At 37.3% G+C, this 14451-nt stretch carries 18 protein-coding genes and 2 tRNA genes; 7 read left to right on the forward strand and 13 right to left on the reverse strand.

Annotation, left to right across the window (positions count from 1 at the left end; all coding sequences use genetic code 11):
* Positions 1–66: 66 nt before the first annotated feature.
* The 7 genes from rho to AB8525_RS01325 all read right to left on the reverse strand — a co-directional run bounded on the left by rho (position 67) and on the right by AB8525_RS01325 (position 7628).
* Positions 67–1329, reverse strand: a complete 1263-nt coding sequence (gene rho / locus AB8525_RS01295) for a transcription termination factor Rho (RefSeq protein ID WP_369151994.1) — start codon at positions 1327–1329, stop codon at positions 67–69.
* Positions 1330–1434: 105 nt separating this feature from the next.
* Positions 1435–1761, reverse strand: a complete 327-nt coding sequence (gene trxA, locus AB8525_RS01300; RefSeq protein WP_369151996.1) for a thioredoxin TrxA — start codon at positions 1759–1761, stop codon at positions 1435–1437.
* Positions 1762–1845: 84 nt separating this feature from the next.
* Positions 1846–4404, reverse strand: a complete 2559-nt coding sequence (gene glnD / locus AB8525_RS01305; protein ID WP_369178152.1) for a [protein-PII] uridylyltransferase — start codon at positions 4402–4404, stop codon at positions 1846–1848.
* The gene (locus AB8525_RS01310) at positions 4368–4535 is read right to left on the reverse strand and encodes a hypothetical protein (RefSeq protein ID WP_369152001.1); all 168 of its coding nucleotides are present in this window, start codon (positions 4533–4535) and stop codon (positions 4368–4370) included. Before AB8525_RS01310 ends, glnD begins: the two co-directional genes overlap by 37 nt.
* Before the next feature lie 175 nt (positions 4536–4710).
* Complete coding sequence (ubiM, locus tag AB8525_RS01315; RefSeq protein WP_369178154.1) at positions 4711–5925, reverse strand: 5-demethoxyubiquinol-8 5-hydroxylase UbiM; 1215 nt, start codon at positions 5923–5925, stop codon at positions 4711–4713.
* Positions 5926–6009: 84 nt separating this feature from the next.
* Positions 6010–7008 carry an SEL1-like repeat protein gene (locus AB8525_RS01320; protein ID WP_369152006.1) on the reverse strand — a complete coding sequence of 333 codons (999 nt, stop codon included), beginning with the start codon at positions 7006–7008 and terminating at the stop codon, positions 6010–6012.
* Between the two features lie 107 nt (positions 7009–7115).
* Positions 7116–7628, reverse strand: coding sequence for a hypothetical protein (locus tag AB8525_RS01325; protein ID WP_369152008.1), 513 nt, complete (start codon positions 7626–7628; stop codon positions 7116–7118).
* A gap of 186 nt (positions 7629–7814) precedes the next feature.
* Here AB8525_RS01325 and AB8525_RS01330 point away from each other — a divergent pair, with 186 nt between their 5' ends.
* Positions 7815–7961 carry a hypothetical protein gene (locus AB8525_RS01330; protein WP_369149988.1) on the forward strand — a complete coding sequence of 49 codons (147 nt, stop codon included), beginning with the start codon at positions 7815–7817 and terminating at the stop codon, positions 7959–7961.
* Between the two features lie 62 nt (positions 7962–8023).
* Here AB8525_RS01330 and AB8525_RS01335 read toward each other — a convergent pair.
* Positions 8024–8100, reverse strand: a tRNA-Val gene (locus AB8525_RS01335).
* Between the two features lie 24 nt (positions 8101–8124).
* Entirely contained in the window at positions 8125–8826 is a 702-nt protein-coding gene (gene pyrF / locus AB8525_RS01340) for an orotidine-5'-phosphate decarboxylase (RefSeq protein ID WP_369152010.1), read from the reverse strand.
* A 130-nt stretch (positions 8827–8956) separates the two neighbouring features.
* Between pyrF and AB8525_RS01345 the strand changes: the two genes are divergently transcribed.
* On the forward strand, positions 8957–9106 hold the full coding sequence (locus AB8525_RS01345) for a hypothetical protein (protein WP_369150026.1): 150 nt from the start codon (positions 8957–8959) through the stop codon (positions 9104–9106).
* Positions 9107–9313: 207 nt separating this feature from the next.
* Positions 9314–9390, forward strand: a tRNA-Arg gene (locus tag AB8525_RS01350).
* A gap of 4 nt (positions 9391–9394) precedes the next feature.
* On the opposite strand, the gene AB8525_RS01355 is transcribed toward AB8525_RS01350, so the two are convergent.
* On the reverse strand, positions 9395–9547 hold the full coding sequence (locus tag AB8525_RS01355; RefSeq protein WP_369152011.1) for a hypothetical protein: 153 nt from the start codon (positions 9545–9547) through the stop codon (positions 9395–9397).
* A 102-nt stretch (positions 9548–9649) separates the two neighbouring features.
* Between AB8525_RS01355 and AB8525_RS01360 the strand changes: the two genes are divergently transcribed.
* The 4 genes from AB8525_RS01360 (at position 9650) to AB8525_RS01375 (ending at position 13225) form a co-directional block, all read left to right on the forward strand.
* Positions 9650–10012 (forward strand): GFA family protein, encoded by a 363-nt coding sequence (locus AB8525_RS01360; RefSeq protein ID WP_369152012.1) that lies wholly within the window; start codon positions 9650–9652, stop codon positions 10010–10012.
* Positions 10013–11110, forward strand: coding sequence for a chorismate synthase (gene aroC / locus AB8525_RS01365; RefSeq protein ID WP_369152014.1), 1098 nt, complete (start codon positions 10013–10015; stop codon positions 11108–11110).
* Between the two features lie 28 nt (positions 11111–11138).
* On the forward strand, positions 11139–12662 hold the full coding sequence (locus AB8525_RS01370; protein ID WP_369179069.1) for a SulP family inorganic anion transporter: 1524 nt from the start codon (positions 11139–11141) through the stop codon (positions 12660–12662).
* A 74-nt stretch (positions 12663–12736) separates the two neighbouring features.
* Positions 12737–13225 (forward strand): Hsp20/alpha crystallin family protein, encoded by a 489-nt coding sequence (locus tag AB8525_RS01375; RefSeq protein ID WP_369178157.1) that lies wholly within the window; start codon positions 12737–12739, stop codon positions 13223–13225.
* 22 nt (positions 13226–13247) lie between these two features.
* Here AB8525_RS01375 and queE read toward each other — a convergent pair whose 3' ends face one another.
* Genes queE through AB8525_RS01390 form a run of 3 tightly spaced genes read right to left on the reverse strand, consistent with a single transcriptional unit; the run spans position 13248 to position 14450 of the window.
* Positions 13248–13886 carry a 7-carboxy-7-deazaguanine synthase QueE gene (gene queE, locus AB8525_RS01380; protein WP_369178159.1) on the reverse strand — a complete coding sequence of 213 codons (639 nt, stop codon included), beginning with the start codon at positions 13884–13886 and terminating at the stop codon, positions 13248–13250.
* A complete protein-coding gene (locus AB8525_RS01385) occupies positions 13883–14098 on the reverse strand; it encodes a hypothetical protein (protein ID WP_369152018.1) in 216 nt (71 codons plus the stop codon). The genes queE and AB8525_RS01385 overlap by 4 nt, the downstream gene beginning before the upstream one ends.
* Positions 14091–14450, reverse strand: a complete 360-nt coding sequence (locus AB8525_RS01390) for a hypothetical protein (RefSeq protein WP_369178161.1) — start codon at positions 14448–14450, stop codon at positions 14091–14093. Before AB8525_RS01390 ends, AB8525_RS01385 begins: the two co-directional genes overlap by 8 nt.
* Between the last annotated feature and the right edge of the window lies 1 nt (position 14451).

The raw sequence follows: 14451 nt of genomic DNA on the forward strand, positions 1-14451 counted from the left end.
TGGTGTCAGTTGTGCGATAGACTTGTGTAAAGACAGAAATTTTCATGCCTTAAAGTATAACAATTTTTATTTCTTTTGTGCCATTGATGCAAAAAATTCATCATTGGTTTTGGTTAGTTTTAGACGGTCAATCAAAAACTCTGCTGCTTCCACAGTGTCCATAGGATGCAAAATCTTACGCAAAATCCGAATTTTTTGTAGTTCTTTTTCATCGGTAATTAACTCTTCACGGCGTGTGCCAGATGCATTAATGTTAATCGCAGGGAATATGCGTTTTTCACTTAAACGACGCTCCAAATGCAATTCCATATTACCAGTACCCTTGAATTCTTGATAAATCACTTCATCCATTTTAGAACCTGTATCAACTAAGGCAGTGGCGATAATAGTGATACTGCCGCCATTTTCAATATTTCTTGCCGCACCAAAAAAACGCTTTGGACGCTGTAAAGCACTCGCATCCACACCACCTGTCAATACTTTACCCGAAGATGGTGCAATGGTATTATAAGCGCGGGCTAAACGAGTGATAGAATCTAATAAAATAATTACATCTTTACCCTGTTCTGCACGGCGTTTGGCTTTTTCAATGACGATTTCAGCAACTTGCACATGGCGTTTTGCCGACTCATCAAAAGTCGAAGCTATCACTTCACCACGCACAGTGCGCGCCATTTCCGTTACTTCCTCAGGGCGCTCATCAATCAATAAAACAATCAATTCACACTCTGGATGATTACGAGAAATAGAAGATGCAATATGTTGCATAATCATGGTTTTACCTGCCTTAGGTGGTGCGACTAATAAACCCCTTTGTCCCTTGCCAAAAGGCGCAACCAGGTCAATCACGCGTGCGGTTAAGTCTTCCGTACCACCATTACCAATCTCTAATTCAATACGCTCATCGGGGTGTAAAGGTGTAAGTGATGCAAAAGGAATACGATTTCTTACCTTATCAGGCTCTTCACCATTGACTTCATAAACCTTGACCAATGCAAAATACTTTTCGCCCTTCTTTGGTGCACGAATTTTTCCTGCAACCACATCACCCGTGGATAAATTAAAACGACGAATTTGATTTGGCGATACATAAATATCATCAGGTCCAGACACATAAGAGTCATCTGCTGACCTCAAAAAGCCATAACCCTCTTGTAATATATCCAAAACACCATCACCCACCACTTCTTCGTCATTCGATGCCTTGTGTTTTAAGATGGCAAAAATAAGAGTTTGTTTTTTGGCTCTGGCAATATTTTCAATGCCAAGAGATTGTGCCAATTCTAATAATTCAGCAGCTGTAGAGCGTTTTAGTTCAGATAGTTTCATTATGTTTCCAAGTGTGGGAAGGTTAGCGTTAGTCAGAATGACCAACATAGAATATCACCCAGTTTTAACTGAGGGTTGTTAAAAAAAATGAGTTAGTTTGTAAGTTTAAATATTTGAATCAATAAAGGTGCTTAATTCAGCTTTCGAGAGCGCCCCCATCTTTGTTGCTACAACCTCACCATTCTTAAATAACAATATAGTTGGAATACCGCGAATACCATATTTTGGCGGAGTTTGGTCGTTTTCATCAACATTAAATTTAGCAATCACAATCTTATCCTCATACTCATCAGCGATTTCATCTAATGTTGGCGCTAACGCTTTACAAGGACCACACCATGGTGCCCAAAAGTCAACTAAAATTGTGGATGATGAATTAACTACATCAGCTTCAAAAGAATCATCTGTTACTACTTTGATTTTATCGTTCATATTTTATTTTTGATTGTTATTGCTAGGAAAAGCAATTGAATTTAGGGAGATTATAGTATCATTTTTGGCAACCAATCCATTATTTTACAATTTTTCTTGTAAATACTGCTTTAACTGCATTTTTTCTGCTTTACTGAGTGGCTTATGGTCTGCATTAGCAATGAAAAATACATCTTCCACGCGTTCACCCATCGTAGAAATTCGTGCATTAACCAAATAAATATCCAATTCATAAAAAATATGGGCAATATTAGACAATAAACCTTGTTTATCAATCACACTGATTTCAACTTTGGTCAAATTCCACTTGTCATTATGAGCAAAACTAATCGCCATTTTATGGTCAAAATGGCGATGGGTATATTTTTCGCTCATTTGTTTAACACTGGTATTACTTTGCACCAAACCTGCCAATTCTTCTTCTATCACTTGGTTAATGTCAGTATTTTTCAAAATCTCATCTTGTAAGACACTAATCGTGTTGTAAGCCATGTTATTCTTACTCGTCAGGATTTTTGCATCGACAATATCCAAGCCTAATTTTTCGATTACACTGACTAAATTAAAAAATAAACCTTTATGATCTTCGCTATAAACAAAAATATCCACCACACTGTGCTCTGATAGGTGGCTTAGAACTCTAATGGTTTTATCACTTTGTCTTGTCAATAACTGCAAATGCCACAGTATATCGTCCACCTGATAACGCAAGAAATAATCTTTTGGCAGACTATCTAATATCACATCTACCTGCTCTATATCGTATCCCTGCTGTATCACCGCTTCTATCAGCACTTGTTTAACTTCTTTAATTTCCCTATTGACACTCGGTGCTTTTGCATACTCTAATAACTGTTCTTTGGCTTTATAAAACAACTTTTTGAGCAAAGAATCTTTCCAGTCATTCCATAAATCAGCTTTAGTGGCACGGATATCCGCCACTGTAAGCAAATATAAAAACTCTAAAAATTCAACTGTTTTTACACTATTAGTAAATTTCTGAATCACTTCGAAATCTTCAAGGTCTTGTTTTTGTGCCACTGTTGTCATCAACAAATGTTGCTCTACAAGCCTTGATACTAAAGTAATATCCTTGGCTTTAAAACGATGATGCCCTAAGAAATCTTGTGCATCTTTTGCTCCTAAAACTGCGTGGTTACCACCCCGCCCTTTAGCAATATCATGAAACAGTCCCGCTAAAAATAACAACTCAGGCTTGGCAATATTTTGTGCAATTTCACTACATAAATCAAATTCTTTGACAAACTCATTAACAAAAAAACGCCTAAGGTTACGAATCACAAATAAGGTGTGTTGATCCACCGTGTAAGCGTGGAATAAATCGTATTGCATCAAGCCCGTTATTTTTCCAAAAGCAGGGATATAACGCTCTAACACGCCATAGCGGTTCATTAATTTGAGTGCTTTATTCACCCCTTTTTTCTGCTGTAATAACTCAATAAATAAGCGATTATTTTGACGTTTTTTGTAATAATTATTATCAATTAAATCGATATCTGTTTGCATCTGTCTGAGTGTATCCGCACTGATACCGCTGATATAATTGTGCTTTGCTATCAGCAAGAAAATCTCAATAAAAGCAGAAGGATATTGACTAAATACCTTGCTATCAGTCATATAAATATAACCGTGACTAATGGCAAAGCGTTCGTTCAAATATTGTGTATGCAATACATTTTCTTCAAATAATTGCAATAAAATATCATTCAGTCGTGTCACTTTGGTGGCTGTTTGATAATAATCACGCATCAATTGTTCTACTGCCATTGGGCCGCCATTGTTATCGTCAATATAACCTAATACCGTTGCCACCTCGCGTTGATATTGGAAAGCCACTCGGTCTTCACGGCGTTTAGCAATAATGTGTAGGGCAAAACGCACCTTCCACAAAAATGACTGTGCTGCTATCAATAAATCATATTCACCTTGGGTTAAATACTTTTTTTCCACCAAATCAGAGAGCAAATCCACATTAAAATACCATTTTGCCACCCATGCCACTGTTTGAATATCACGCAGCCCTCCAGGGCTTTCTTTCAGGTTGGGCTCTAAGTTATATGCTGTATTAGAATAGTTTAGATGACGGCTCTTCTGTTCTTTTTGTTTACCGACAAAAAAGGAACGAGACGACCAGTCGCTTGACTTAATCATCAATTTCATTCTTAAAAATAAAGATTCTTTGCCAATTAAAATACGAGATTCAGATAAATTCGTGGCAATACTCAAATCGTGAATATTCGCTACGCAGTCTGCTATATCACGAGTGGCATGTCCAACTTCAAGCCCGATATCCCATAAGAAAGTTAAAAATTGAGAGAGATTTTGTTGGTGCACATCGTGCGTACCATTAGGTATTAAAATTAACAAATCAATATCCGAATGCAAATGTAACTCACGGCGACCATAGCCACCCACCGCTGACAAGCACAACTGTCCACCAATCTCAAAAGCCTTCCAAATATCACGCAATAACGCATCTACCCCATCGCTACGCTTTTGCACTAAACTATCCACACTATCGGGATTTGCCAAAAAATCCCTCTGTAATAACGCTTGTAGCGCCTGATATCTGTCTTTAAAAGTGGCTAATTCCATTTTGATATCACTATGAGACCTTTGCATAAATAGGGATGATTAGCAAAATGACAGATTTTATTAAATTGGAAATTTTTTAAATCCACTCCTAGCAGGGCTAAGGGTGTTTTTAAAAAGTTTGTAATTTGATGAAAGATGGCGTTTTGATGATTATTCATATTTATGCAAAGGTCTCACTATATTAATCCAATGTGTCGTTGGGAATGTAGAAAATAGTGTATTTTTCACCAAAAAATAAGAAGAATAGCCAGTTATTTGACGAGTTTTTTTGGTGAAAAAAGTGCTGTTTTGTGTGTTTCATAAATTGTACTAGGTTAATTCTATGGTCTTATTTTATTTCTGTAATAATTTTTTCAAGCCTGGAAAACCTTTGCTAGACTCAGTTAAATGTTGTGTAATTAAATACTTAATCGGTGGAAAGCGTTCTGCAAAATTTAATACAAATCTTCTGACTTGTTTGGCAATAGGCGTGTCATTGGTGAATAACGCCACAATGCCATTGGTGCCGTAAAACATCACACGAGTCAGGTGTATTTGCTTTTTCTCAAACAAACGCAATAAAGCATTTGAACCAATATCTTGCCCACATTCTAATGCCTCTTTTACCAAAGTTGCTAAAATATCCTGTCCTCTTAAGCCCAAATTAAATCCATGCGCAGTTACCGGGTGCATCCCAACTGCCGCATCCCCAATCAAAGCAAAACGATCAGCAATAAAAGTGGCTGCATGCACACCCACCAAAGGATAAAAATGTCGCTCACCAGCTTGGGTTAATTGCCCCAACTCTCCTCTAAAATCTTGCGTCATTTTGGCATTAAAATCTGCTTCACTCATATCAATTATTGCCTGAGATTGCTCTGTTTTTACTGTCAACACCACTGAAGATTCGTTACCTATCATTGGCAACAACGCCAAAGTTTGCCCATAATCAAAACGCTCTAAAGCAATATTTTGATGACTTTTTTCATGCTTCATCTTAGTCACAACCATCACCTTGGAAAAATCTTTCATTGTTGATGGAATGCCAACTTTACGGCGAATACCCGAAAAACGACTGTCTGCTGCAATCACTAATTTTGTCTCAATCGTTGATTTGTCTGCAAAAATTACCTTGGAATGCGATTCACAATAATTCACATCCTTTACCATTGCATCAGTCATTATTGTTATATTATCTGCTTGTGATACACGCTGATACAACGCCTGTCGTATCTGATAATTCGGCACTAAATAACCCAAGGCTTCAATACCTGATGTCTCACTTTTGAAATTTAATAACGACGATGAATCACCGTCAAATACTTTAGCCTCTTTAAGTAAAGACACTTCATCCTGATCCACCAACGCCCAAACCCCCAACTTGGTCAAAGTATTCAACGATTGATGTGTTAACGCAATCTCCCTGCCGTCATAAGTCGGCTTAGAAATTGCTTCTAAATTAGACCTTTCCACCACCAAAACCTTGATATTCGCTTCTATCATCGAACAAGCAAAGCTCAGTCCTGCCGGTCCACCGCCAATAATCACAATATCGTAGTTAGTTTGCATTTTATTAGTTATTTTTAGAGATAATGGTAGGTATTATAACGACCAAGCGTCTGTTAATTGCAATTTATGCACTTGCCCAACCTTTTACTTTCTGAATTTTTTAGACCAGTATTTTGCTTTTTTATTTGACTTTTTAACCCCTTTGCCTACTCGATACATCTGCGCAACTTCGCGTTGTGCAATACGATGCCCTGCTCTTGCAGCAGCAAGAGTAAAATTATAAGCCTTGATTAGATTTTTACCAACCCCTTGCCCTTTTTGATAATGTCGTGCAATGTCCAAATAAGCGTCTAAATTACCTTGTTTAACCGACTTTTGGTAAAAAATATGCGATTGGCGGTAATCTTTCTCAACCCCTAAACCTTGATCATACAAACTTGCCAAGATATAAGCCACTTTATCATTTCCATTGTCATAGGATTTTTTATACCAATCAAAAGAGATCTCGTAATTAGGTACGATATCTTGCAAAACCAACCAACCTAACTGATATTGTGCGTCTGCATTGTCTTGTTCGGCACTTTTTAACAGCCAAGGTTTTGCTTTTTCAATATTATCTTCTTTTAAATAATCGCTGGCAATGCGATATTGTGCATCTGCATTACCCGATTTTGCAGCCATCAAAAACCATTTATTCGCCTTTTTTAAATCTTTTTTAGTGCCCTTACCTTGTTCATAAAATTCAGCTAAATTTTGTTGTGCATCTGCATAATTTTGGTCTGCAGATTTTTTAATCCACCTAAAGGCAATATTAAAATCACGCTTACCTCCAATCCCTAAATAATACATAGTGCCAAGATAATATTGTGCTTTGGCACTATTACTGTGAGCAGATTTTCTCAGTAGTTCGATTCCTTTTTTATCATTTTGCTTAACCCCCTTGCCCTGTATATACATTAAACCTAATGCAGTTTGTGCATTGATATTATCTAATTTAGCTGCATGGGAGAATAGTTTAAATGCCTTATTATAATTTTGTTCAACTGTTATACCATAAAAATAATCTTTACCTTGCTCGTAAATATCTTCTTTAGCTAATATTAAATAACTAAACAATAGCAATAATAATAATATTTTTTTCATAGTGTGAATTGTATATGAGAATGGTATTGCAGGCAATAAAAAACCACCCCAAAGGGTGGTTTTTTTAGCGATTGCTGAATTTAATCAGCAACTAACAAAACTGAAAATTACTTAGCAGTGTTATTGTTAGAGGCGCCTCTTGCTTGTGCATCAGCATAACCTTTAGCATATGCATCAGCTTGAGCCTTAGCGAAACCATCTGCTTGACCTTTAGCGAAAGCATCAGCTTGACCTTTGGCGGTTGCATCAGCAACACCAGTTGCACTACCGTCTGCAGAACCTGAACCGGTTGCGTTATTCTTGTTCTTAGTGTCAAAGTTCATGCCAAAATCAGTGTCATTCAACCAGTTGTTGCCGCCCTTAAATGGACCCCAGTTTTGAGCACCATTGAAAGGTCCTGCGTTAGAACCGCCATTGAAAGGACCCCAGTTATTACCACCAGTCATAGGACCCCAGTTAGAGCCGCCATTCATAGGGCCGAAGTTTGAACCTGAATCAAAAGGACCCCAGTTGTTAGCGCCACCCCAGTTATTGCCATTATAGCCATTAGAACCGTTGTTAAAGAAAGCCGAAGCTGATGTTGCTGCTACTAGAGCAGTAATTGCGATAATTTTTTTCATAGTATTCTCCCAAAATGAAATTTAACACATCGTTATTGATATGCTTTGATTTGCGTCAAGTATTTGCCTGACAAGTGCATATTATACGGTAACCATATCGAAAGTCAACTCTATATTAGAATATAATAATATTATAATATATAAGCCCTTACTATAAAAGGGTTTAAAAGAGACCTTTGCATAAATATGAATAATCATCAAAACGCCATCTTTCATCAAATTACAAACTTTTTAAAAACACCCTTAGCCCTGCTAGGAGTGGATTTAAAAAATTTCCAATTTAATAAAATCTGTCATTTTGCTAATCATCCCTATTTATGCAAAGGTCTCTAAAAGATAAAAAAAATTTAAACAAAATAAAAAAGTCATCTAATTCAGATGGACTCTTTAAAATTTGGTAGTCGCGAGTGAATTCGAATCACCGACCCCTACCATGTCAAGGTAGTGCTCTAACCAACTGAGCTACGCGACTAAAAATAGGTAATTATAAAGGGTTTTAAAAACAAGTTTTAATAATTTCTTGAATTTCACTGGCTGCTTGATAAGGATTGATAGCATTTTTAATCGGGCGACCAACAACAATATAATCTGATCCTGATTTAAATGCAGTTGCCACATCAACCACGCGTTTTTGGTCATCATCATTTGCCACGGGGCGAATACCTGGTGTTACCGCAATCAGTTTGTTATCTACAAATTCACGCAAAAATGGCACTTCTAAACCCGAAGACACTACGCCATCACAGCCCGCTTCAAAGGCGCGTTTGGCACGAGAAATTACCAAATCTTGCACATCACACTTAAAGCCTAAATCATCTAAATCACCCCTATCAAGACTGGTTAATGCAGTTACAGCAAGGATTTTAAGGTCGCCTTTATTCTCAGCTGCCTTTTCCATTAACGCTTGGTTGCCGTGAATGGTAGCAAAAGTTGCACCATAATCACTCAAACGACTAATTGTTCTACCTACTGTCTCTGGCACATCAAAAAACTTTAAATCTACAAAAACTTTTTTATCTTGTGCAATTAACCAATCCATCAACTGAAAATATTGCCCTGTCATCAGCAATTCCATACCGATTTTGTAAAAAGTCACATTATCATCAAGTTGCTTTACCAGCTCCTTAGCCTTCCCTATTTCTGGCACATCTAATGCAAAAATTAGCCTATCTTTCGGCTTAATGTCTTTTGTTTTCATGTTTTTTTCCTTTTAAAAAATACTCACACCCGGATATCCATTCTCATTCGCATCCAATGTTTTGATTGCATTATGTTTTTTTCACGCCTTTCCCAAATGCCAAAAAGACACCTGAGACCTTTGCATAAATATGAATAATCATCAAAACGCCATCTTTCATCAAATTACAAACTTTTTAAAAACACCCTTAGCCCTGCTAGGAGTGGATTTAAAAAATTTCCAATTTAATAAAATCTGTCATTTTGCTAATCATCCCTATTTATGCAAAGGTCTCACCTAAATTATACTGTGCTTTTGCTTACTCTTGATTGGCAGATTTTTCATATTACTCAAATTCCTGCCCAAAATCTTCATACGCTAAGCCTGATGTGTGTCGACCTTCAGCATCACCCTTCTGAGCCAATGTTAGTGTTTGTTGACAATCTTTCACAAATAATAGGTAATTTTATCTTGATTTTATCCCGCAATGATACGATAATGTATAAATGCCTTCGTAGCTCAGCTGGATAGAGCAGCCGCCTCCTAAGTGGCAGGTCAGAGGTTCGAATCTTCTCGAGGGCACCATTTTTCATAATCTGAGACCTTTGCATAAATAGGGATGATTAGCAAAATGACAGATTTTATTAAATTGGAAATTTTTTAAATCCACTCCTAGCAGGGCTAAGGGTGTTTTTAAAAAGTTTGTAATTTGATGAAAGATGGCGTTTTGATGATTATTCATATTTATGCAAAGGTCTCAATCTATTAATAAATAACCTTTAAGGTATAATTAATTATTTAACTGGATTTTCTTATGCATCAAGGTCAATGTTTGTGTGGTAAGGTGAAATTTCAAATTGCACAGAAAATTACGGATATTATTATGTGTCATTGCAGTGAATGTAGGCGTGTGCAAGGTAGTGCATTTGCCACTAATGGTAATGTAGAGAATAAAAATTTTAAATTTTTAAAGGGTGAGAGTAATTTGACTGAGTTTAAAGAAAATGACAATAAAAGTCGGTTCTTTTGTCAATCTTGCGGTGCACCAATTATGGCAAAACTTAAAAGCAACCCTGACTATATAAGAGTAAGGCTAGGCACAATGACCACTGAAGTAAGTGAATCTATTGAAAAACATATTTTTGTCAAATCAAAGGCAAACTGGGATACTATCTGTGATGATATTCCGCAACACAAGGAGTGGTAAATGAGTGGTAATAGTGTCGGTAAATTATTCACAGTAACAACTGCTGGCGAGTCGCATGGTGAGGCGTTGGTAGGTATTGTTGACGGCTGCCCGCCAGGGTTGATGCTTTGTGAAGCGGATTTACAAGGAGATTTGGATTTAAGGAAACCTGGCACCTCTCGTCATACAACGCAACGCCGTGAAGCTGATTTGGTGAAAATTTTATCGGGTACTTTTGAGGGTGAAACCATGGGGACGCCGATTGCACTCATTATTCAAAACACTGATCAGCGTTCTAAGGATTATAGTAATATTGCCAATACTTTTCGTCCTGGTCACGCAGATTACACTTATCAGCAAAAGTATGGTGTGCGTGATTATCGTGGTGGTGGTCGCTCTTCTGCTCGCGAGACTGCAATGCGAGTGGCGTGTGGCGGTATTGCTAAAAAATATTTAAAACAAGAATTTGGGATTGAGATTAAAGGCTATCTCGCACAACTTGGCCCAATTAAAATGGAAACATTGGATTGGAACGAGATTCATAACAATCCATTTTTTTGCCCTGATGTTAGTAAAATTACCGAACTTGAAAATTATATGGATGCACTGAGAAAAGCAGGTGATTCTATCGGTGCACGCATTAATATTGTTGCTACAAATATGCCAGTAGGATTGGGTGAGCCAATTTTTGACAGGCTAGAAGCCGATGTGGCACATTCAATGATGAGCATTAATGCGGTTAAGGGTGTGGAAATTGGGGCTGGTTTTGATTCTATCACTCAAAAAGGTACTGAGCACCGTGACAAAATCAGCACCAAAGGTTTTGAGTCAAATAATGCAGGTGGTACGCTCGGTGGCATTAGTTCTGGACAGGATTTATTGGTGTCGATCGCCCTCAAACCCACTTCAAGTTTGCGTTTGCCAATTGATAGTATTAATGTAGAGGGTAAACTGGCAGAAGTAATCACTACCGGTCGTCATGATCCTTGTGTGGGTATTCGTGCCACACCAATTGCTGAAGCAATGTTGGCAATCACATTGATGGACCATGTATTGCGTCATCGTGGACAAAATGCAAGGGTCAAATCATCAACGCCCATTGTGCCAGCCAAAAAATAAACCATTAACCACTCAACCCAAGGAAATTATGCTGTTCTCGCTTATCCATAAGTATCTCTCTACCCATCCAAAAAACGACCTTTTATCGGGCTTAACCGTTGCCCTCGCCTTAGTGCCTGAGGCCGTTGCCTTTGCTCTACTCGCTGGCGTTTCTCCATTAGTGGGTTTATACGCTGCTTTCACTATTGGCTTGGTAACTTCTATTGTCGGCGGTCGTCCAGGGATGATTTCTGGTGCTACAGGTGCAATTGCTGTGGTAATTGGCACTTTAGTGGCTGTACATGGAGTGGAATATTTGTTTGCCGCTGTAGTGCTAACAGGTTTGTTACAAATCGCATTCGGTGCACTTAAATTGGGTAAATTCATTCGCCTTGTACCACACCCAGTTTTTTTGGGCTTTGTAAACGGTATCGCAATGGTGATTTTCATCGGACAAATCAAACAATTTAAAGTAGGTGATGCCTGGATTACAGGTGAACCACTAATGATTATGCTGGCTATTATCATTGCAACAATGGCAATTATTCAATTCCTGCCCAAATTCACCAAAGCTGTACCTGAAATTTTAGTTGCCGTGATTGTCGGCAGTTTGGCGGTTATTTGGCTTGGGTTGGATACGCGCACAGTTGGTGATGTCGCTTCTATTAAAGGAGGGTTGCCTGCTTTTCATATTCCTGATGTGGCATTCAATTTAGAAACCCTAATGATTATTTTCCCTTATGCACTAACCATGGCGTTGGTGGGTTTGATTGAAAGCCTATTAACCCTAAATCTTGTAGATGACCTCACAGAAACCACAGGTCAGCCTAACCGTGAAAGCGTGGGGCAAGGCGCTGCCAACCTTGTTACGGGTTTATTCGGAGGTATGGGTGGTTGTGCGATGGTGGGGCAAAGTATTATCAATGTCAAGTCAGGTGGTCGTGGTCGCCTTTCAGGTATCGTGGCTTCCGTTGCACTGCTATTATTTATCCTTTATTTATCTGAATATATCGAAATGATTCCAATTGCCGTGCTGATTGGGGTGATGATGATGGTGGTTATTGGTACATTTGAGTGGTGTACACTCAGTTTGTTTGGAAAAATACCTGTATTAGATATCATTACAGGTATTTCAGTGGCAGTGATTACCGTTTTGACTGATAATTTGGCACTTGCAGTGATTGTTGGTGTGATTTTATCTGCTCTTTCATTCGCCTGGGAATCAGCCAGCAAAATTTACATCAAACAAAGTCAAAATGATAAAGGCAATAATGTTTACGAAGTCAACGGTACTTTGTTCTTTGCTTCAAAAGAGCATTTTCAAGAATTATTCAACCCCAAGGAAGATACAAATGATGTTTATATTGACTTTGGCAACTCCAAAGTGTTAGACCATTCGGCCATTCAAGCCATTGACAAACTTGCTACCCGTTACACACGCGTCGGAAAAACCTTGCACCTGCAGCACCTAAGTGCTGAGTGTCATTTACTATTAAAAACCGCTAAAAACTTGGTAGAAGTTAATGTTTTAGAAGACCCAACTTATCATGTAGCAGATGATAAGTTGGCTTAGCACTTGAAATTTTGTTTTAAAATCCATATAATAAAAATGACAAACTTGTATTTAACAAATATTGGAGATAAAACATGAAAAAAACATTAGTCATTATGACGCTATTAATATCAACAACACTCAGTGCACACGGTTATTCTCAGTCAAATTTATTTAATCATTCTATGTTTAATGATGACTTCTGGCATGATTTTAACCGTCAATTTCAACAATTTGACCATCAAATAAACAAACTAAAAAATGACACCTACGCCCTAAACTCCCATTCAAAACAGTATTTTGACAAGGGCACTAACAGTTATGTAATGGAGATTAAAACCCCAAACATTGATAAAGGCAACTTCAATATCTCTAGTGCTAACAACAGACTTATTATCAAAGCCAAACAAAATTCAAGTAGCAACAACAAAAGTTCATCAAGCAGTTTCTCACAAGTTGTCTCTATTCCCAAAGATGGCGATACAGATAATATCACTGCTGAGTTTAAAGAAAAAGTGTTAAAAATATCCATCCCAAAACTTAACAAACCCAGGTCTCAGATTAGAAAAATAACCATTCAATAAAAAATGAGAAATAAGGATTTCCTCATTTTCCTTTTTCGTCGCCCCAAAGCAGTTTGTGCAGTTGCACTTGCAGGCGTACATTAAGTTGGGCATCTAAAATCCATTGTGCCAATTCGCTTGGCATGACGGTGTTAAACACAGGGGAAAACAACACTCCCGCTGTTGCTTGATATTTGTTTAAAATCTCCACGCTCCAATCAAAATCAGCCTTTGAGCCAATCACAAATTTTAACTGGTCTTTAGTTTTTAACTTTTCTATGTTGTTGTATCGATTTTTATCCGACTCATTTGACGATGGGGTTTTAACATCCATCACAATTGACACACCTGGATTAATATCACCAATATCAATACTGCCACTGGTTTCTAATGACACCCGATAATTTTCTTTAACCAATCTATCTAACAAAATATGACAATTAGTCTGCGCCAACGGTTCACCACCTGTAACGCAAACATATTGGGTGTTGTATTTTTTGACCTTGTTTAAAATATCATCAATATTTAATAGGTTATTGCCTTTAAACGCGTATTCAGTATCACAATAAGTGCATCGCAATGGGCAGCCTGTCAAGCGTACAAATACAGTCGGTAGACCAACTTCACGAGCTTCACCTTGCAAAGAATAAAAAATTTCATTAATATTAAGCTCAATATTCATAATGCACGAGAAAATTTTCTAAAGGATTTGATGATTTCATAAATTAATACAACTTGTAATATTTTATAGAGACCTTTGCATAAATAGGGATGATTAGCAAAATGACAGATTTTATTAAATTGGAAATTTTTTAAATCCACTCCTAGCAGGGCTAAGGGTGTTTTTAAAAAGTTTGTAATTTGATGAAAGATGGCGTTTTGATGATTATTCATATTTATGCAAAGGTCTCTTATAAAAGAAAAATAGATATCTATCTGTATCACTTACAGAAGTAAATATCTTATCAATATCGTAACTTAACGGTGAGGCAAAATCAATAATAGTTTTTGCATCGTAATTAAAACCATTAATCAAAACATAAAACAACAAAACAATACCAACAAGGCGCGTTATCGAGCGAATAACACTAGTATTAAAAGTACTTGCCCAAGATTCAAAAGTTAAAATAAATCTGTCTAAGAAATTTTTAACTGTTTTGTTTTTTCTTAATTCTACTAAATACTCTTGATACTCGTTTATATGAAATTTTAAGGCTTTAATTTGATCGTTTTGTTTAAGTGCCATA

The sequence above is a fragment of the Candidatus Thiodubiliella endoseptemdiera genome, from assembly GCF_964212635.1.
GTDB lineage: Bacteria > Pseudomonadota > Gammaproteobacteria > PS1 > Pseudothioglobaceae > Thiodubiliella > Thiodubiliella endoseptemdiera.